Source organism: Klebsiella sp. w6 (assembly GCF_033100215.1).
Taxonomy (GTDB): Bacteria; Pseudomonadota; Gammaproteobacteria; order Enterobacterales; family Enterobacteriaceae; genus Klebsiella; species Klebsiella variicola.
Genome location: NZ_CP136908.1, coordinates 49,204 through 67,591, shown reverse-complemented (window position 1 = coordinate 67,591; position 18,388 = coordinate 49,204). Strand labels below are relative to the sequence as shown.

Here is an 18,388-nt window from a genome sequence, read left to right as displayed (position 1 = left end):
ACTGGCAGTGATCCTTCTGAAATTTCCCTGTTTTTGCAGGAACAGCAAATGGTTACAGACAACGGCAACAAGATGACTTGAAAAAAAACGGCCTCCGCAAAATAATACTGTATATATATACAGTTTCAAGCGAGGGAAAAACGATGAAGTTCATTCCTGCAGTATCAGAAGCCAGCATAGTAAAAATTCCTTTGTTCACAGAGCGATGCCCTGCGGGTTTTCCGTCACCGGCTGCGGACTACACGGAGTCTGAACTGGATCTGAATGAGTACTGCATTCACCGGCGCCACTCTACCTATTTTGTCAGGGCGATTGGCAACTCAATGACTGATATTGGCCTCTATTCCGGCGATCTGATGGTCGTGGATAAAGCAGAACAGCCGCGGCACGGGGATATTGTTATCGCGGAAATTGAGGGTGAATTCACCGTAAAACGCCTGCTTCTGACGCCGCGGCCAGCCCTGCAGGCGATGAACCCGGACTTCCCTTCCCTGTACCCGGATCCGGAAACGCTGCAAATTTTCGGCGTGGTGACGGCCTTCATTCATAAAACCCGGAGGGCAGACTGATGTTCGCCCTGGCAGACGTCAACTCCTTCTACGCCAGTTGCGAGAAGGTTTTCAGGCCGGATTTGCGCGGCAAACCTGTCGTCGTTCTCAGTAACAACGATGGCTGCGTTATTGCCCGGAGTGCTGAAGCCAAACGGCTGGGTATAAAGATGGGAACCCCCTGGTTCCAGCTCAAAGAGGCGCAGTTTCCTGAAAAACTGTACGTTTTTTCCAGCAATTACGAGCTCTACGCGAGCCTGAGTAACCGTGTGGTCGCCCTGCTGGAAGAGCTGTCGCCCCGCGTCGAACAATACTCAATTGACGAATGTTTCCTGGATGCCCGGGGAATTGGCCACTGTATGGATCTGGAGAATTTTGGCAGACAGCTGCGTGGGCATGTTCTCAGTGGAACCGGACTGACGATCGGTGTCGGCTTCGGCGCCACAAAAACACTGGCCAAATCGGCGCAGTGGGCGTCAAAGGAATGGCCACAATTCAGGGGGGTGCTGGCGCTGTCGCCCGAAAATCCACGCAGAACGGCAAAATTACTCAGCCTGCAGCCGGTGGAAGAAATCTGGGGCGTGGGGAACCGGATAGCGAAAAAGCTGCACGTTATGGGGATCACCACTGCCCTGCAGCTGTCGCTGACGAACCCCACATTTATCCGGAAAAACTTCAACGTAGTGCTGGAGCGCACGGTACGTGAGCTGAACGGCGAGAGTTGCATTTCGCTGGAGGAAGCGCCGCCGCCGAAACAGCAGATTGTCTGCAGTCGCAGCTTCGGGCAGCGGATCACCACCTACGAAGAAATGCGCCAGGCCGTCTGCCAGTATGCCGAGCGCGCGGCGGAAAAGTTGCGCGGTGAGCGACAGTACTGCCGGCATATCAGCACCTTCATCAAGACGTCCCCTTTTGCGGTTAATGAGCCGTATTACGGTAACGTGGCCACGGAAAAACTGAACACCCCTACCCGTGACACCCGGGACATTATCGCGGCAGCGGTCAGGTCTCTGGACAGGATCTGGCTCGATGGCCACCGCTACGCAAAAGCGGGGATAATGCTCAATGATTTCAGTCCGAACGGCGTCGCGCAGCTGAATCTGTTCGATGACGTGCAGCCACGGCCGCACAGCGATGCGCTGATGAAGGTACTCGACGGCATTAATCATTCCGGACTCGGGAAAGTCTGGTTTGCCGGACGGGGTATTGCGCCGGACTGGCAGATGAAACGGGAGATGCTGTCACCGGCATATACCACCCGCTGGAAGGAGCTGCCGGTTGCCCGTTTCTGACCGTCGAATTGACAGACGGGACTTGCCGCAAGAGCTTACTTTACCGATCATACAGATGACTTGTCTCAGGGGGGAACCATGACAAATATCATTATGTGTGATGTGACTGCCAGCATCAGCGAACTTAAAAACGATCCGGTGGCCACCGCCAGTGCCGGCGGCTACCCGGTCGCGATTATTGACCGCAACCGCCCTGTTTTTTATTGTGTGCCCGCGGCTCTGTACGAACAAATGCTCGATGCGCTGGACGAAAAAGACCTGGTGCAATTGATAACAGAACGTCAAAACCAGCCGCTGCGTGAAGTGGATCTCAATCAGTATCTGTGATGTGCTCCGGTGCGAGGAGCAAGGAATGTATTAAGCCTATGTTACCCACACGGTTATCCCCCGTTACTGTGGATAATCAATATGTTGTGTTTTATTCAGCTGCATTACCTACCATATGTTGTGTCCCTTATCCCCTCCCCCGTTCTTTTTAGTGATCGGACAGCGTGACAAACGACACCACAGTGGAAATGCTACTGACGGGATGATGTTCACCCAGGGTCGTAAGAACGGCCGGGACTGGTTACCGGCCGGACGAAGGACCGGCCAACGCGCAGCGGCGGCAGCTGGTTTCAAAAATGCTGGCGGAAATCTAAAAATTAAGCCGCACACCCCGCGAAAATTTGCAGATTTCACGGAGCGAGGCTTTTTCAGATCAGGTTTTGCATCTTCGCCCTGGCCGCTTTCAGACGGGCCTGCTCACCGGCATCCTGAGAGTGTTCTGGTGAAGCTGTACTCTGAAGCCCTCCTAACGCCTTCAGTACCTCTTTCAAATCGCCTGAGGAGGGTTTCCAGCCTGTTATCGTAGCAATCTGACTAATGACTTCATCCGCATTCAGTTCTCTGGTGAATAGTGCGGTTAACACGGCGGGAATTCGCGCATCAAGCTGATGCATTATCAGGCCGGTTATCAAAGCCTGCCGATATAACTCCCCCCGGTTTTTCCGGGGGACAGTTTCGATTTCAGCCAGTGCAAGACGATCGGCAGAGTCCTCCGGGTGAAGGTACAGCGAAAGTTTTTTCCTTTCTTCGCCGTCGTGCATCGATTACTCCTCCGCTTTGAAGCGTGCAATCGCCTGGACCAGCGCTGTCTGAGGTTCGTCCATAAGAACAACCTTTTCGCCAAGGTGGTTCCATGCCTTACGAACAGCATCGGCAATAAGTGCGGCACCGCCACCGACAATGTATACGCGGTTTACGTTTCGATACTGCAGCAAATCATCAACAACCAGCTCGCCCAGCTTATGTATCGCTGTATCAATGGTATCCAGTACCAGATTTTGTTTAGCAGCCTCATTTACAACCTGCCCCACAAAATCCAGGTTCTCCCTGTTTTTGATCAGCTCGTCAGCAATCATTGGACTGGTATCACTGCTGGCCATTTTCAGTGCAGTGAGCGTGGCTTTCGTGACCATTGATACGCCAATATCAGGATTACCATGTACTGCCGAAACGTCCTCAAACTGGCCAACAATAACCCCGACATCCAGGGTCGTACCACCGAGATCGATAACCAGTGATTTTTCGTACTGGCCCACATTGTCAGCAACCAGGCGTGTAAAGACAGCTGGGAGTGATTCAGGCATCACTTCAACGCTTTTAATGGTAAAAGTTACCCCTTTGTTCAGGGTGACTTCCCGCATCAGGTTGCTAATTTTTCTCTCAATGTTAAGCGTGTTTTTCTGGCAGTCGGCCGTGTAAAACTCGCTGATAGGTAACGTAACGGTGAGATCTATCTCCTGGGGTTCAATTCCACTGTTCAGTAATGCGTGGTGAACTGCCAGCACGTTTGTATCAGAGTACTGGTACTCAATGTGAGTCGTGCTGATCGCAGCTTCGCTGACCGGGTCGTAAGTATATTTGCGGCCATCGAGCAGATAGTTATAGGTACGACTGCTGCCTAAGCCCTCGACTTTCCAGTTATGGCGAAAAGAGTTCACTGATACCGCACTTTTCAGCGTCTTCCCTTCAAACCAGGCAAGTTTCACGTTTGTAGAACCATCATCGCAAAAAATTTTCATACCTATCTCCATTGATACTCAATTTGAGTATTCATCTTCACCCCATAACTACTCACATTGAGTAAATACGTTCATAAACCGCAGGTAAGTACTCAAACTGCGTACTTCGCCGGGTCGTTTAATTACTCAGTTTGAGTATTATATCATTTATCTTGCAGCAATCTAGCATTTAGCTAGCATAAATCTTGCTGCAAGATTGCAACTATAAAAAGAATGCAGCAAGATTGCTGCATTCCGGATTAGTATCCCTGTTTTTCCTTATATGCCTCAACTGCTTTTTCCAGAACTTCCACCAGTTTCAACCCCTCACGCTCTGCGATATCCCTGATCTCCTGGTCGAAAGCAGGTGTGACACGTGTTGCAAATGCCAGCGTCCTGTTTGTTTTTCTGGCAGAACGGCCATCGCGGCGGGTATATGCCTCGGTCACTGTTTGTGTACCCACAGGATCATGGTGCACTGGCGATAAGTCCGCCTGCTGTATCTGTACATCAGTGGCAGCGACTGCAGGAGCTATCTCAGGCGCGTTCAGGCTGGTAGCCACTTCGTCAGGGCCTGGGGGTACACCCAGCCCACCACGGGCTCTTTTAGTTTTAAGTTTTGATGCATCAGCCATTACTCTTCTCCAATCTTATCGATGAGCGCCTGGATAAGTTCATCAGCTCTCTCGTTTAAACCTTTATAGCGTGTTTCTGTCACTGCAAGTCCTGAGTTCATCGCTTTTCTGTAAGCAGGCTTCTCAAAAAGACATCCAGCTAAAGTTTCATAACCCGCCTCACTGATATATGCACGAGCATCCAGCTCTTCCGCTTCGGTACCTACACGGCTTAAAGCAAAGACCAGTTTTGAACGTGGCACGCCTTCTTTTACAAGCGCGTTGAAAACTTTAATGGCCGGGACAAGATCGTCAAGGGAAGCCCCCGTTGGCTGGACGATAAGGTCGGCCACCTTAGCAATTTCCGAAGTCCCTTTGCTTGCACGAGCTGGTCCATCAAGAATGAGAAGATCAAACTCGCCGGCAGATTCTATGGCCTGCTTTGCTGTTGAAAATACTTCGACTGAAGCAACCGGTGGTAAACCAGCTGACAGACGTCGGCGGTGCCACTCAGCACTCGTTGCCTGTTCCAGGTCGAGGTCAGCTAATTTTGTTTTGATGCCACAGGCAGATGCTTCACGCGCTAACGCTCTCGCTTTAGTGCTTTTGCCCACACCACCTTTCTGGGAAATAAAACCAACTATCCAGGCCATCTAGCCCCCTTTACTTGCTGCTATCTTGCAGCAAACATTAGTATAAACCTGATTGAGGTTAGGAAAGTAACTCTTCCTGAACAAGATAACAGCTTGCAGCAAGATTGCAATAATCAAAAATCTAGCAGCAAGATTAAATCTTGCAATAAAGGAGAGTGCAGGAATTAACAGACGAACAGTAGTGTCACGTTAACGATAACGAAAGCAGCAAGCTTTATGCAATCTTGCAGCAATAATCAAAGAGAGCTCACTGAGGATTGTATCGATAAATCGGCAATATAGCGGCAAGATTGCAGCAATCACGCAGACATCACAACATGAGCCGAGCGCCAGAAAATCACTGTCTGGAAACTACGTCATTATAAGCCCCGACGGCTGCATGAAGCATGCTAGCAGCAATCTATTTTATTGCTGCTAGCATGCTGAAAGATTGCTATTAGAATCAGGCAGCGCTCGCCGCAGCCATGTAACCGAGCGTAGCGAGCGAACTGGCGAGGAAGCGAAGAGGAACCGTTCCGGCAGATAGTTCTTACGCTCAGCACAAGAAGAGTTTTCCATCCTCTGTGGGGAACAGGTCAACTTCGCGGACGGTCAGGACTGTGGGAAACAGGTCAACTTCGCGGACGGCCCGGACTGTGGGAAACAGGTCAACTTCGCGGATGGCCGGGACTGTGGGAAACAGGTCAACTTCGCGGACGGCCCGTACTGTGGGAAACAGGTCAACTTCGCGGATGGCCGGGACTGTGGGAAACAGGTCAACTTCGTGGACGGCCAGGGCTGCGTGAAACACCACATGTATAGGCACACACAGATAGCGTGTTCAGGGCAACAAATGTGACAATCTGCCCTCATTAATTATGTCGAACTTGCCCTCATGTCATATGACTAACGGGAAGAGGGGAAAATCTAGTGTGACAAACTGCACTCATTTAACTGTGACAAACTACCCTCAGGATAGGGTGACAAATTGCCCTCAATTCTGGCTCCACTACCGGTTACAGCCAAAAAAACTATGAGTAAGCGCAGGATGCCAGGGAGGGAACATCAAAACTGTGACAAATCACCCTCAACCTTCCAGATCAAATGTGACGAAGCACCCTCAAATCTGTGACAGATAACCCTCAGGCTATTCTGTTGTCATCGAGGTGATATCACGGAAGGAAAATACTATATGAGTCGTCTGGCGGCCTTTCTTTTTCTCGATGTAAGAGAGGCGCATAGGTGTCCGGCTATTGATCTCATCAACACTTGCCTGCAGGAAACGACGGCGAAAATCCGGCATACGCTGATAACTTTGGGGTAGTTGGTAGCGCTCCATGATCCAGTCGATTTTCAGGGACACGACACCAGAGCCATCAGGTTTACGGTACTGACACAGGGATTCGTATAAACGCATGGCATACGGATTGGTAATCTCTTTTGTTTCACTGAGCCGGAACTGCGTAAACCGGTTCTGTAACCCGATGAAGAAGGGAATCAGATATGGGTTGATATGTACGCTGTAAAGCCCTCTGGATGGGCTGTGCGCACGTTTGATAAACCAGGGAAAGGATTCATACCCTTTTTCATCGCCGGCATCCTCTTCAGGGCGATAGAAAACTACTTCCTTACCCGCAAAACCTTTTAAAGCCTGTCGTATATCCTTACTGGCTTCAGCGGAGGTCAGCCCGAAAGTTTCAGCGTATTTAGCAACGTGAATTTCGCAGATGCCGTCATGTTCCTGCAGGGAGCCGTCGGATTTTCTGATCTGGTCAACGAACAGATACAGCATACGCTTTTGATCCCTGGAGAGACTATATGCCGCCTCAGTCAGCTCATTTGACTGGACAATCCGCGGGCTATTTTTACGTTTTTTATGGTTTATAACCGCTATTTCCGCCATGACAGGTCCATGTGAAGTGTGACAGGTTTTCAGATTGTCACACTTTATAAAACAGAGTCAACAGGGAGGGATAACTTTGTGAAAAGCAACGCTTCCTGAGGGCAATTTGTCACAGAGTTAAGGGCAACTTGTCACAGAAAGGACGGCTATTTGAGGGTGATTTGTCACACTGAAAGGGCGGTTTGTCACAGATCCCTCTCTGGAACCCGCATGGATAAAGGCCTGTGGGCATTCTAAAAATAAAGATCTAACAACTATTAAAAAAGATCTTATAAAAATATCCCCGTGGATAAGTGGATAACCCCTAGGGGAGGTGATTTTTCAGCCATTGAGCGTATGCAGAATTTAGGAGTTCTGTTCCCTGGTGCTTCCTCGCTCACTCTGGGCTTCGCCCTGTCGCTCGGCTGCGGCGAGCACTGCAGGCTCGATCATATCCGTCGCCAGAAGTTAGACATACAGCCTATTCTGTCCAGTTCTGCTGGGTGTGCTGGATCTGGGCTGGTAATATCAAAACACTACGATGAGTGGAGCCAATGATGAAAGCGGTAAGGCAATGAGTGATGGCTATCTGGCCAGACTACGCGAATTAGATAAATTACTGCATTTACACTGTAAGTCTTAGCTGAGAGAGCAGTTTGATATCACAGGTTACCTAACTAAGGCCGCGCCAGTAGCTTTTTTACGCCTGTCTTCCACTCCCGCGCCATAGCTTGACGTTACAGAACCGCGAATGCAGCTTTTAGCGCCTCTCAAGTTGTTTCATCAGCGCTACCGCATCGGCTTCCGGCATGGCGAACTGCACACGATGGCGCGCCGCGACATCGAGCGCAAACACCTTCGTATAGACCTCCGTCGAGCTAATCGATTTGTGGCCCATCAGGCTCTGCAAAACCTTCAGTGGTATGCCGGCGTACAGCATGTGCATCGCGTAGGAGTGACGGAACGTATGGGGGGTCACAGGTACTGAGAACGTCACCCCGTCGGCCGCTGCGGCCTCCACCGCTTCGCTAAGCCAGGTGCGCACGGTACGGTCAGTAATCTCCCAGATACGCGCCTTCTCCACTTTGCCGGTGCGCTTGTTTCGTCTTTCCAGCGGAATTTTCAGGGTTGCCACCATCATCTGCAGCTGGCTGACGTAGTGGTGATCGGAAAGCGGAACCAAACGATGAGCCTGACTACCGGCCGGCGCTCGACCTGCTGTTCTGGCCGTTTTCTCTGTGCGCTGCTTGAGCGTGGCCAGCTGCACGAACGGATATGGCGGCGCCAGCGAAAAATCCCCCCGGGTCAGCGCGAGCGCTTCATTAATGCGCGCGCCGGTGTTCCACAGCGTCGCCATCAGCATCTTGCGGTGAAGATCCGGCACGTAATGGAGCAGGGCGCTGACTTCCGGCGCCAGCAGGTATTTCGGCAGTTCATCCTGCACGAGCGCCATCTGGCGCAGGGCGAGGGCGGCAGGGTAATCGATGGCCACCGGGAGCAATGTTCCGGGAGATGCCGGAGATCCAACTGGAACCAGGTTATTCATAATTTCTGTTAACTTTTTTCTTTGCCGAGAATTTTCTTCGTAATATTACCGGAGTCAGGATGACTAACCAGCCAGAATACAGACGAAGTCGCAAACAAAACTACCCCGTCAATGACGGTAGACACGATATTTTCGGGCACAGGTTTCACTCCTCTTCAGCGGGTTGCTATGGAACGGGAACATTCATGACACCAACATCCAGTAGATAAAGCCCAGAAAAGTCACCAAGCCCACCCAGAATAAGTCCTGGTTGGATAATTTCTCCCTCAGGATAGAAAGGAGATTTGTCTGCAGGTCAACGAGCTCCTCACTTTGCGAGGCAAGATCCCTTTCCAGCTCCAGGATTCTTTTCTGCGACTGAGCACACAGGGTAGCCAGCCGGATGACACCGGTTGCCCGTTGCGCCACCTCCTGGTCAGAATCTCCGCTCTGCGGCAGAGACAGTTTTTCTGCCCATAGTGGCAGGGCATCACATTTCTCGTCCGGGAGCTGGCCCCCTTTCCTGTGCCACAGATGATAAAATGGACGATTCCTAAGTGAAGTAATTAACTTATTATGCGACCGTTTTTTGCCTTCGAGCTGCACGATTTTTTCCTGCAGCCCGCGATAACAGTCTTCCAGCCGGTGTACCGCGGATACCAAGGGCTCCACCCGGAGCGTTGAACACCTGCCCCGTGGCAACTGCAGTTCGTCTGCCCGCAGCGGCATTGAGCTGGTTTCCCCCTCCGGGAACCGGAAACCCATTGCGTGCCACAGCCTGTCCCTCCGGATCTTGTTTTCTTCGTTTTCTTCATCAACCCGGGAAATTTCAATCGGCAAAACCAGGGTTGCTGGCGGAAGGCCTCTGGCCCAGAGAACAAACTGCTGCGTGATCCAGCTACCCAGGCCGAGTCGCTGCAGGCGGCGTTCCAGTCTGAACTCATCTGTAAACAGATGCAGGGCCTTCTGTTGAGGCCAGTAGATTGCAGTGAAAGTCTGAGTCTTCGTCTGTTTGGTATCGGCCAGGTACAGTGTCATTATGCAGGAGACCCGGTACAATCCGTCGGGAAAATGGTCAGAAGTTGGCCCCCACGATTCCTCCCTGCTCAGAATAACGACCAGATTTTCCTCCTGGCGGGTACTGTTATTTGTAATGCTCTCCGGCAATGTCACGAGCCACATTGTTTTGTCGTCACCAGTCCGGGTAACACAGTCGGTCATGTTTTTTTCCCTAACAGTGAGCAATACACTTTAAAGACCTTATCGATGAGGCAGGCTTTCCACGGCGGAGCGCTGTGTTCAGACTGCGGCAGATGGTAGTCACCCGTGAGCACCCAGAAATCAGGCTGGCCTGATTGTTCTGCCACCATTCTGCCGTTTCGTTTGAGAATTTTTGGAGATCGCCATTTCTGACGCCGGCGGGCTGTCTCGATGGGGCTGTCCTCATTAAGGCCAGAATAAAGCCACAGCTCCTGGTGGCCATATACATCCTCAAGCTCCCGGACCACATCGTTAAATGAGCTAAATGTTGGTGTACCCATACCTCGCCTCAAAAATAGTATCCGGTTCAATAGTCATTCTTGCCAAACAGCTGAGGCAGTTCATCAAACAACATCACATGGCGGGTGCGCTTTCCCTTGAAAATGCGCCTCATCACTGGCGTGAAATCCGCAGGCTCCCAGCCATAGGGCCACGTATAGAAGATTCCGGCTTTCAGCGTGTTATCTGGTCGTTCAGGGCCAGCGACGATACGTCTGACCTCCCTGTTCAGCGCCTCACCGCGCAGGCCATACTGCCCCAGGTAGCGGCGCAGCCGCGTTCTGGGCATCGGCGGGTCAGATTTCACGTAACCATTAACATCCAAATGCTGCGTGGCGGTGATGATAGTCATGCCGTACCTGCGCATGGTGCGGAAGGCGGCGGCCATCACGTCCGTTTCGGTCTCTGGTTCGTCATATGTTCTGTTCATCTGGTTTCCTGTTATACGTTGCCGTGATGCACCGAATCATTCATCATTTTTTTCAGTATGTTCAGTAGCGTTATCCGGAGGGGTAGCTTCGGCCACTTCTTTCAGTATTGATGACCATCCCCCGGCAAACCATTCGCCCGGATCTTCACCACTGAGTACCTGCTGCAGCCAGCGGGAAGGGGAGCGACGTCTGGCGTCACGGAACCAGACCGGATGGTGCTGACCCATGACTGACCAGAAATCAAAATCCGGCTCCGGGGGGGAGAACACATACGCATTCATGACCAGATTCCCGCCGTGTTGTCTGAGGAACAACAAAAATTCTTTCAGGTTTACATACCCCCCCGGCCCCATACCGGCACCAAGGAAAAACGCCTCTGTTACCACGCCGGCAGTGATACGGCCGTTCTGCTCATGCTGGCGCAGGATCATCAGGGTGCCATCATGGCGCCCACCGGCGATGCGGATGAACTCAAAGACATACCTTTCATCATCATCCGGGAAGAAAAACTCCTCCCAGCTGACACCAAAATACGTCCCCAGGATCACCAGCGGGAACATCTTCCCGTCACCGGTGGTCAGCCAGTCTGCACTGGCGCCGAACCGGCTTTCAATCCGTTCAGCCAGCTCACGGGTTAACTCACCGGCGCCATCGATACAGTCCAGGAGCAGTCCCGGGGAAACATGTAACCGGTGAGCTATCCGTACCTGGTCGGCGATCCGCGTCGGCCCGGGTTGCCCGGCCCCCGGGAAAAAGCCGTCAGCGGACAGACGGTCAAACAGGGCGCGCAGACGCCCGCCACATTCCTTCTGCCACTGTTGCCGGCTGGAGAGAATTTCCGGTGAGGTGGTCCCGGCAGGATACTGTCTGGCCAGCGCCAGGCGGATCTCTCCTTCGAGTGAACGTTCATTTTTCATCGCTGACTGCTCAATGCGTGCAAACAGCGCATCGTCAACATTTCTGGCCTGGATCTTCGCCATGACTCCTTCCTTATGCAAAACGTATTCAGGACTGGTAAATGGTCTTTGAAGTAAACATGAAACCTGATTTACCGCTATAACAATAAATGTATACGTTATGATTCATTTTGTATACAAAGGAAGAAATCAGCATATGATTAGGCATGAAACAGTCACGCCGTTAAATTACCGGATGACCGTTTCCGGCAGATCCGATTTTCCTGCGTATAACAATTTTCCGGAAGTGTACCACGCACACGGAATAAGCAAAGCGGCGTTTTCCGGTGGTGAGCAGGCGGTCACGGGGCAGGGGAGGGACACAACATATAGCGTCATTGTCAGCTGATCACACCGCTACATATTGTGTTAGGGGGCCGCAGAGCGCCGGTGGGTCTGCCGGAGATCCGGAACTAGCTTTTTTCGGATCTGCGATGAAAAAGAGCGAAGGGAACCAAAAACTATATTTTGATTACAGAAAAATCCTTGTGTAGAAAATTGACTACACGGAAAATAGGTGGTTACTATAACAACATTCGTGATAATGGAGATAAAATGATGGCCGCTATCAATATAAAGATAGATGACAATCTTAAAGATACGGGAGACGCGATTCTGCGGGAGCTAGGCCTGAATGCAACACAGTATATTACTCTCTGCTGGCAGTACCTTGCCCAGCATCGCAAATTGCCTTTCATGACAGAGACGAAGATCTTAACTGCCTCTGATCTGACAATGACCATTGCCACCCAGTTTAGGGATGTGCTTAATCAGCTGCATAAAATTCGGGACATGTTAAACTCTGAAGGCACGGATTTTTCTGAACTGTCTGCTGCAAAACAGGCTCTCTCCCGTCTTGCTGCAGACATACAACAGAACGGCTGGCGACTGGAGTCCATGCCTGAAGATCTTGATGCATCCACCCCGGCCCGTCGGATGCTGCCCCGAATTAACTATTACCTGACAGGATGCGACTTTGCCTTGTCGGATTTACCGGCAGAACTGCCTGTCCCCACCCGGATAGAGAATGAGTTTGGCATCTCGCTGAAGGCGTTCGAAACTGAGTTTGCCAGGCTGCAGTCTGTACTTACCGATACCGGTCTGCTGGCACGTCCTGCGCCGGCGCGCGAATTCGTTTACCGGGGAGAAAACGTCACAGTATCCGTCGTACAACCGGAAGATTACCAGCACGGGGCATGGCTAGTGCGGATGCAGGCAAAATCAGTGGTTCGGGAAAATGCACTGGAAGATGCCGCACTGACCTTTCCAGCACTGGAGGGCACAGTATTCCTGCCCGGTACTGTCTACGGTAAAGCGGTACGTAATTCACTGACTGGAAAATATGAGATGGGATTCTGTTTTCTCTCTGGCATCACAGAATTTCATATGTACTCCAGCGGACACGAAGAGGAAGGGAATCCAACCTCGCCTGATCAGGTGGCTTCCCGCCTGTCAGCTTGTGTGGACCAGTATGTACTGAAGAGCCTGCAGTCAATGTCAGGCAATTAATTTTAAGGATTATCGAATGTACAATCAGGATGAAGGGTGTGCAGCTCTTTTGAGAGATAGGCAGCGCATCGGAGAAATGGTGGAAGAGAGAGGGCGAATAATGTCCGTCTATAGAGTGTTTATAAAAGCAAAAACCCCGACTTAAGCCGGGGTCAAAATCTGCGGTCTTCATGAAAGGTCTTACACCCGGAGGCCATTGGTTCCTTTCACCAACCTGAGCAAAATAGTATAGGTTACGGGCAAAGGTGTCAAGTCAACACTGGCAACTGCATAGCCAGAACAAGGAAAATATATGCCGGATAGTGTGGCTTACCAGCCAGATCTAATGGACAGGATCTTCACCCAGAAAAGAATGGACAGCTACCAAAGAGTGTTCGGGAGACTGACTGACCGGGAAATGGTGGGGATTTATATCTGGAATCAGACGCTGGGTGGTGAACTCTATCCGCTGCTGAGCGCCGCTGAAATTACCCTACGAAATGCTATTGATAGTGCATTCATCGCCTTTGCAGGCCCTCGGTGGTGGAGAGGGGTTAAGTATAAAAGTTATGCCCCCGTCGCAGGCCATGTACCGCCTTTCGAGATTAAGGCGATGAAAGACAATTTTGTTAAAGCAGCTGACTATGCAAGGAAAGAAAAATACCTCCGTTATCACAAGCCAAATCACGCTCCCACTCATGAAGAAGTTGTTGCCAGCACCGATTTTTCCACATGGCAATTTGCAATGAGTGACGAGTTGCTGGGGCCGGGTCTATTCTGGAATACCATGATAACTCAAGTCTTTAAGGGACAATGGCCCTCGCAAAGCGGTGCGAAAACACTATCCACGGCCCGGGATCAGGTCAAAACGATACGCGAATACCGTAACCGCGTAGCGCATAACGAACCGTTGTGGAAGGCTTATCAGGTCAATACGCCGCAGGATGCGATTGCCTACATTAATACGAAGATTGATACCGTTGAGCAGCTGATTCAGCTGTTGTCTCCGGAAAAGCATGATCTGCTGACTAAGCACCGTCTGTTCAGTAATGCCCGCAGAATTAATTCACTACCAGAAATCATGCGATTCCGTACCACAGGTAACGCGCAGTGGCTTGGATCGTTTGGCGATGTGACGTCCGCCTTCCAGAATGCAAGAGCAAACAACAGTCCTGTCCTCTGCAAGCTCGGTCCCGGAGCCGAACCTTTCCTTATTATCCCCCATTAAGTTCAGCCGGTTGTTATACCATCATCATGATCAGACCCGGAGCCATTCCGGGTTTGGTATTTTTCGGATCTCAGGAGAGGAAAAGAGAGATTATTGCAGGATAAGCACAAAAAATAGTGATTTGTTGTGATGAGTGGATTATTGCCCAGGGAGCAAAATTTACGAAAGAGCTAGCCTGAAATGGCAACAAATAGGCCAGAGAAACTTTTTTCAGTTCATTTTCATCAACCGGCCTTAAAGGCCGCTTCGGATTTCCTAAATACAGTTTTACATAAGGAACATCGTATGACTGTATTTCTCATGGCCGTTTTCTTTGGCCTCTTAAAAACTGGCTCTCTCATTGCCCTACTTGTTGGTGCCTATAAAGGCTGGACCTTGTTTTGGAAGAACTATGATCGACTCACCCATATCTACCGCTCACAATGGCGATATCAGCGACGCTTCATACTCAAAAGAATCTGGAAACGCATCAGAACCGGCTAAGCCGGTTCTTCCAGCAGCATTCCCAGCCCGGCCAGCCAGCACAGGCAGCACCAGGTGGTGAACACCATACTGGTCTCGCCGGATTTCCACTTGCGGATGGTGCGTTCGTCCACATCCAGCCGGTTCGCCAGCTGGATGTCCGTCAGGGGGATCAGCGACAGAACGTGCCGGACATCAGCGTTTTCTGGCCTGGTCCACTCCTCTCCGGGCAGCAGGGTATGGGCATTGAAGTCACCCATTGCCACAAGCTGCTGTCGGCAACTTATCTGTTCCGGGGTCAGGGCCATCACCCTTTCTCCCTGGATACAGTCCAGCAAACGGGATGTTCCGGAAGATAATAAGTATCATGATGTTCGTTCTGTAGCCTCAGATAATTTTCAACATCACTGAGCTGCCAGCTAGAATAAATAATATTTGAAAATCCGACGTTATACATATCAATTGTTGACATAACCTGATCAATATAATCATAGGAGCATTTATAAACTTTGATTCGTGACATGTCTTTTGTAAGTAGTTTCTGAGGGGCCGGGCTGAATACATTAATTTCCAGTGGTGTGAAAAACCCGTGTTCCGGGTACTGATAAAACTTAAGAGCCAAATTATGAGCAAGGGGAAGGTACAGGACGCGTTCTTCTGTCATTTTGCAAAATACATTAGGTGATACTGTAAACACCGGACGTGGTTCTGTACTGTCAAAGTGGTGCCCGGTATGAAATATATCCACACGATGTATTCCGGAAAAAACCTCTCCGCGTAGCCAGGCCATAGTGTCAATCATTGTTATTTTTCCCTGAAGTGCGAGAAGGGAAAATAATACAAACATGGCCTTAGCTTTTTCGTCATCCCCAGAAGAAGAACGAGCTATACGAATCAGTTTCTGATAGATACTTAAAGCCGCCAGCTCCGGCATAACGTCAGACAAAGAAATTGTTTCGGAAATGATATGCTGAAGGTTGTTTTTTACTGGGTTAATGAATGACTGAAATAACTCATTTTTACCCGGAAATCTGCTTTGTGGGTTATTGAGGTTTAGTAACATCTGAAATATAGCAAAACTTGCAAGCTTCTCTACTGGAAAATCATCAGTGTCACAGTTAGCCAGACGCGGGAAATTATGGTTCTGAACCAGATCCCGGACAAGCAAAGCCATATCCTGTTCATAATCACTGAGCTCATGCTCGATATCAAAAACCTCGCCTGTGTCACCGTCGGTAAGACGAAAGCAGTCCTTACAGACGGCCACGCTGGATATCGGTAGCGGGATGTCCTTTATGTCATTTTTGCCTTCTGCCGTAGGAACCACAACGTGGGCCCAGACCCGTTGCTTCTCCTTCGGACTCTGTGCCGTATCATCACTGCGGAAGTTCCTGAGAAACCACTGTGAGAGCATGTGCTGATTTCTGGTGTATCCCATAATAGTATCCTTACATCACTGAATACAATTTAATTATTGAGCACTTTTAATTCTTTAGACAGATCATATTTCCAGTCTGATGCAGATATTCTGACCACTCCGGACAGGTCTCCAGGAAATTCAACGCCATCTTCAACTATCGCAGCGACGAATTTACGCGATAGCTTGGACATGAGCCAGCCGTGTTCTAAAACAACATTCTGCCGGGCTCTTTTTTTTAGTTCAGTTTCATTCTTGGCTTTCCCTTCATCACAGGCAGTATAAAGCACCACTGCATAGGATACCGTGTCGATATGCTTCTCAAGCTTCTCGATTATGGTCTGTCCTTCATTGGCTTCATGATGAAGTATGACAGGCTGGAAACCTTCATTTACCAGAAAAATGTAAACCTCGTTTTTTAGTTTATCATCGTGCCCATGGACAATGAATACTTTCTTCTTCATGTTTAACCCTGCATCGCTTGCCACCGTTGTCAACCCGCTGACTTGCTCAGTATTTTTTATTTTATTCTCACTAATAGAATGCTCAATAATTGGAGCGGTTTTATAGCTTGAAAGTATTTTCATCGATTCGCTCTGCAAATACTGTCGTCTTCGACCCCAAGCTCCATCGCCACCTGTGACGTTTAAGCCAACATTATTCTTAATGTCAGCGGGTGACATGGAGAATCTGATCCATGAAGGAATGGTGATAATATTATCGAGCTCAAGTAATTCCTGACGCAAGCGATAAAACTGCGAAACATATTTATCAGGACTTGATGAACCTTCATTTACAATGGTGACACACAGAGCAATGAATGTATTTACAGTGGCAATAACTGCTTCCGGTACTGTTGTGGAAGGGGATGACATCATTTCCTCGGTAGTTGTATTTTCCTTCAGTCTCACCTCAGCCTGATAGGTCGCAGGAATACCCCCTACACCCATTCTGAAATTAGGTTCGATTACTATATATTCTTCAGTACCACCATGCGGCATACTGCGTATAAGCAGATCCCCCTTTTCAATAGCAATATCGCTCCGGTTAATGAAAATCTTATTCTTTTGAACACTTCCTTTTATCCCATCAGTCCTGTCGCCATTTCGCTTAACAAGGGAAAGAGTGTCACGCATCAGTTGTGCTAACGGCATGTATTACCCCGAAAAAAGGCTGATTAGTGTGGCCGTTAGCATAGCAAATGGTGTGAGTAATTTCCCTTGCTCGATTCGATAAATCTTCTCCATACCCTAACAACAGAACCACGTAACCTATCATCTCCGTGTTAGCCAGAAATCGGATCTGCGCGGCGGAAAACCGGCAAGCGATATGATAATTGAATCACACGAATAAAATCATACTGAATATGATATTTATCGTTAACTATAAAATAATATCTGATATGATGTTTACCAGTTAAGTATAAAATCATTACAGGTATGATTTTTTGCCTGAGCGGACATTATCAGACGGAGCGTGCAGGATGGATGAGAAAGAAGTGACGTTTTCACTCAGCTATGAGCAGCTGACCCGGTTCGCGGAACAACGCATCCGGGAATGTAAACTGGACAGCGAGGGCCTGGCATATATGACTGCATCGACCGAGGCCGCCACCGTTCTGAGCTTCTGGCATGAACTGGCCATCAATGGCTATGCCTCAGTTAATGCCTTAAAGAGAAAAGAGCTCATAGACGCCGATCACCTGCGACTCAGACAACTCATCTGGCCGGAGGCGGACAAGCAATGACTCAGGCGCGCCGACCATCGCCGCTGCAGCGGCGGGTGCTGATTGTGCTGGCCGCCCTCGATGCGAAACGTCCGGGACCGGTGGCGACAAAGGATATCGAGCGGGTGCTGGAGCTGGGCGGGGATGCCCCGGTGTACGGGCCGAACCTGCGCGCCTCCTGCCGGCGCATGGAAGCCGCGGGCTGGCTGCGCACCCTGCGCGCCCCGAACCTGCAGCTGGCCGTCGAGCTGACGGAGGCCGGTCGCGGCATTGCAGAACCGCTCTTCCAGGCAGAATGCGAGGCTGAAACGGCACGACAACGTCTGACTGACGTCCGGCGTCTGCCGTTACGCCAGACGGCTGCCGGTGATGCGGTGGAGCTGCAGCTTGGTGACGGCTATTACACCATCAGGGAAGCGGCCTACGTGATCCGTCTGGATGGTACCACCTGCCTGCAGCTGACGGATGCCGGCGGCATACGCCGGATAAAAGAGGGCGATCCCCTGCAGGTGGCCAGCTGGTATCAGACCTGTTTTGATGCAGGCCTGCCGGTCACCGTCCAAGTGAATGAGAGCCGGGACTGATCGCCACCACACAAGGAAC

The 18,388-nt window shown here is 50.3% G+C and carries 21 protein-coding genes and 1 pseudogene; 8 read left to right on the top strand and 14 right to left on the bottom strand.

Going from position 1 to position 18,388, the window contains the following annotated elements; genetic code table 11:
* Nucleotides 1-143: 143 nt before the first annotated feature.
* From umuD to R0140_RS27410, 3 genes are all read left to right on the top strand, one after another.
* The gene (gene umuD / locus R0140_RS27420) at nucleotides 144-569 is read left to right on the top strand and encodes a translesion error-prone DNA polymerase V autoproteolytic subunit (RefSeq protein WP_001776124.1); all 426 of its coding nucleotides are present in this window, start codon (nucleotides 144-146) and stop codon (nucleotides 567-569) included.
* Nucleotides 569-1,840 carry a Y-family DNA polymerase gene (locus R0140_RS27415; RefSeq protein WP_114267168.1) on the top strand — a complete coding sequence of 424 codons (1,272 nt, stop codon included), beginning with the start codon at nucleotides 569-571 and terminating at the stop codon, nucleotides 1,838-1,840. Before umuD ends, R0140_RS27415 begins: the two co-directional genes overlap by 1 nt.
* Before the next feature lie 78 nt (nucleotides 1,841-1,918).
* Entirely contained in the window at nucleotides 1,919-2,167 is a 249-nt protein-coding gene (locus tag R0140_RS27410; RefSeq protein WP_317704068.1) for a type II toxin-antitoxin system Phd/YefM family antitoxin, read from the top strand.
* 368 nt (nucleotides 2,168-2,535) lie between these two features.
* On the opposite strand, the gene R0140_RS27405 is transcribed toward R0140_RS27410, so the two are convergent.
* From R0140_RS27405 to R0140_RS27355, 11 genes and pseudogenes are all read right to left on the bottom strand, one after another.
* Complete coding sequence (locus R0140_RS27405; protein WP_070552885.1) at nucleotides 2,536-2,928, bottom strand: plasmid partitioning/stability family protein; 393 nt, start codon at nucleotides 2,926-2,928, stop codon at nucleotides 2,536-2,538.
* A gap of 3 nt (nucleotides 2,929-2,931) precedes the next feature.
* On the bottom strand, nucleotides 2,932-3,906 hold the full coding sequence (gene parM, locus R0140_RS27400) for a plasmid segregation protein ParM domain-containing protein (protein ID WP_020801689.1): 975 nt from the start codon (nucleotides 3,904-3,906) through the stop codon (nucleotides 2,932-2,934).
* A gap of 239 nt (nucleotides 3,907-4,145) precedes the next feature.
* Nucleotides 4,146-4,520, bottom strand: a complete 375-nt coding sequence (locus R0140_RS27395; protein WP_017901448.1) for a hypothetical protein — start codon at nucleotides 4,518-4,520, stop codon at nucleotides 4,146-4,148.
* Nucleotides 4,520-5,152 carry a ParA family protein gene (locus tag R0140_RS27390; protein WP_017901447.1) on the bottom strand — a complete coding sequence of 211 codons (633 nt, stop codon included), beginning with the start codon at nucleotides 5,150-5,152 and terminating at the stop codon, nucleotides 4,520-4,522. The genes R0140_RS27395 and R0140_RS27390 overlap by 1 nt, the downstream gene beginning before the upstream one ends.
* Nucleotides 5,153-6,278: 1,126 nt before the next feature.
* Complete coding sequence (gene repE / locus R0140_RS27385) at nucleotides 6,279-7,034, bottom strand: replication initiation protein RepE (protein WP_001568031.1); 756 nt, start codon at nucleotides 7,032-7,034, stop codon at nucleotides 6,279-6,281.
* 739 nt (nucleotides 7,035-7,773) lie between these two features.
* On the bottom strand, nucleotides 7,774-8,559 hold the full coding sequence (locus tag R0140_RS27380) for a site-specific integrase (RefSeq protein ID WP_070552902.1): 786 nt from the start codon (nucleotides 8,557-8,559) through the stop codon (nucleotides 7,774-7,776).
* A gap of 183 nt (nucleotides 8,560-8,742) precedes the next feature.
* Nucleotides 8,743-9,759, bottom strand: a complete 1,017-nt coding sequence (locus R0140_RS27375; protein ID WP_317704089.1) for a hypothetical protein — start codon at nucleotides 9,757-9,759, stop codon at nucleotides 8,743-8,745.
* Entirely contained in the window at nucleotides 9,756-10,079 is a 324-nt protein-coding gene (locus R0140_RS27370; RefSeq protein WP_070552900.1) for a hypothetical protein, read from the bottom strand. Before R0140_RS27370 ends, R0140_RS27375 begins: the two co-directional genes overlap by 4 nt.
* 26 nt (nucleotides 10,080-10,105) lie before the next feature.
* Nucleotides 10,106-10,507: a hypothetical protein gene (locus R0140_RS27365; RefSeq protein WP_167875980.1), complete on the bottom strand. Its 402-nt coding sequence runs from the start codon at nucleotides 10,505-10,507 to the stop codon at nucleotides 10,106-10,108.
* Between the two features lie 36 nt (nucleotides 10,508-10,543).
* Nucleotides 10,544-11,488 carry a hypothetical protein gene (locus R0140_RS27360; RefSeq protein ID WP_011977810.1) on the bottom strand — a complete coding sequence of 315 codons (945 nt, stop codon included), beginning with the start codon at nucleotides 11,486-11,488 and terminating at the stop codon, nucleotides 10,544-10,546.
* A gap of 160 nt (nucleotides 11,489-11,648) precedes the next feature.
* Nucleotides 11,649-11,912, bottom strand: a pseudogene (locus R0140_RS27355) (hypothetical protein); the annotation flags it as partial.
* 107 nt (nucleotides 11,913-12,019) lie between these two features.
* Between R0140_RS27355 and R0140_RS27350 the strand changes: the two are divergent.
* The 3 genes from R0140_RS27350 to R0140_RS27340 all read left to right on the top strand — a co-directional run bounded on the left by R0140_RS27350 (nucleotide 12,020) and on the right by R0140_RS27340 (nucleotide 14,663).
* Nucleotides 12,020-12,973, top strand: a complete 954-nt coding sequence (locus R0140_RS27350) for a type II toxin-antitoxin system RelB/DinJ family antitoxin (RefSeq protein ID WP_317704088.1) — start codon at nucleotides 12,020-12,022, stop codon at nucleotides 12,971-12,973.
* Nucleotides 12,974-13,265: 292 nt separating this feature from the next.
* The gene (locus tag R0140_RS27345) at nucleotides 13,266-14,180 is read left to right on the top strand and encodes an Abi family protein (RefSeq protein WP_126834912.1); all 915 of its coding nucleotides are present in this window, start codon (nucleotides 13,266-13,268) and stop codon (nucleotides 14,178-14,180) included.
* Between the two features lie 285 nt (nucleotides 14,181-14,465).
* A complete protein-coding gene (locus R0140_RS27340; protein ID WP_087661545.1) occupies nucleotides 14,466-14,663 on the top strand; it encodes a hypothetical protein in 198 nt (65 codons plus the stop codon).
* Here R0140_RS27340 and R0140_RS27335 read toward each other — a convergent pair.
* The 3 genes from R0140_RS27335 to R0140_RS27325 are packed head-to-tail and all read right to left on the bottom strand — an operon-like array spanning nucleotide 14,660 to nucleotide 17,213.
* Nucleotides 14,660-14,950: a hypothetical protein gene (locus R0140_RS27335; RefSeq protein ID WP_001535717.1), complete on the bottom strand. Its 291-nt coding sequence runs from the start codon at nucleotides 14,948-14,950 to the stop codon at nucleotides 14,660-14,662. The genes R0140_RS27340 and R0140_RS27335 overlap by 4 nt on opposite strands.
* Entirely contained in the window at nucleotides 14,950-16,080 is a 1,131-nt protein-coding gene (locus R0140_RS27330) for a DUF4238 domain-containing protein (protein WP_087661546.1), read from the bottom strand. The genes R0140_RS27335 and R0140_RS27330 overlap by 1 nt, the downstream gene beginning before the upstream one ends.
* Before the next feature lie 29 nt (nucleotides 16,081-16,109).
* Nucleotides 16,110-17,213 carry a TIR domain-containing protein gene (locus tag R0140_RS27325; protein WP_087661547.1) on the bottom strand — a complete coding sequence of 368 codons (1,104 nt, stop codon included), beginning with the start codon at nucleotides 17,211-17,213 and terminating at the stop codon, nucleotides 16,110-16,112.
* A 329-nt stretch (nucleotides 17,214-17,542) separates the two neighbouring features.
* On the opposite strand from R0140_RS27325, the gene R0140_RS27320 reads away from it, so the two are divergent.
* Together R0140_RS27320 and R0140_RS27315 are read left to right on the top strand one after the other, a co-directional pair.
* The gene (locus R0140_RS27320) at nucleotides 17,543-17,806 is read left to right on the top strand and encodes a hypothetical protein (protein ID WP_087661548.1); all 264 of its coding nucleotides are present in this window, start codon (nucleotides 17,543-17,545) and stop codon (nucleotides 17,804-17,806) included.
* Nucleotides 17,803-18,369, top strand: a complete 567-nt coding sequence (locus R0140_RS27315; protein ID WP_087661549.1) for a hypothetical protein — start codon at nucleotides 17,803-17,805, stop codon at nucleotides 18,367-18,369. Before R0140_RS27320 ends, R0140_RS27315 begins: the two co-directional genes overlap by 4 nt.
* The last annotated feature ends 19 nt before the right edge of the window (nucleotides 18,370-18,388 follow it).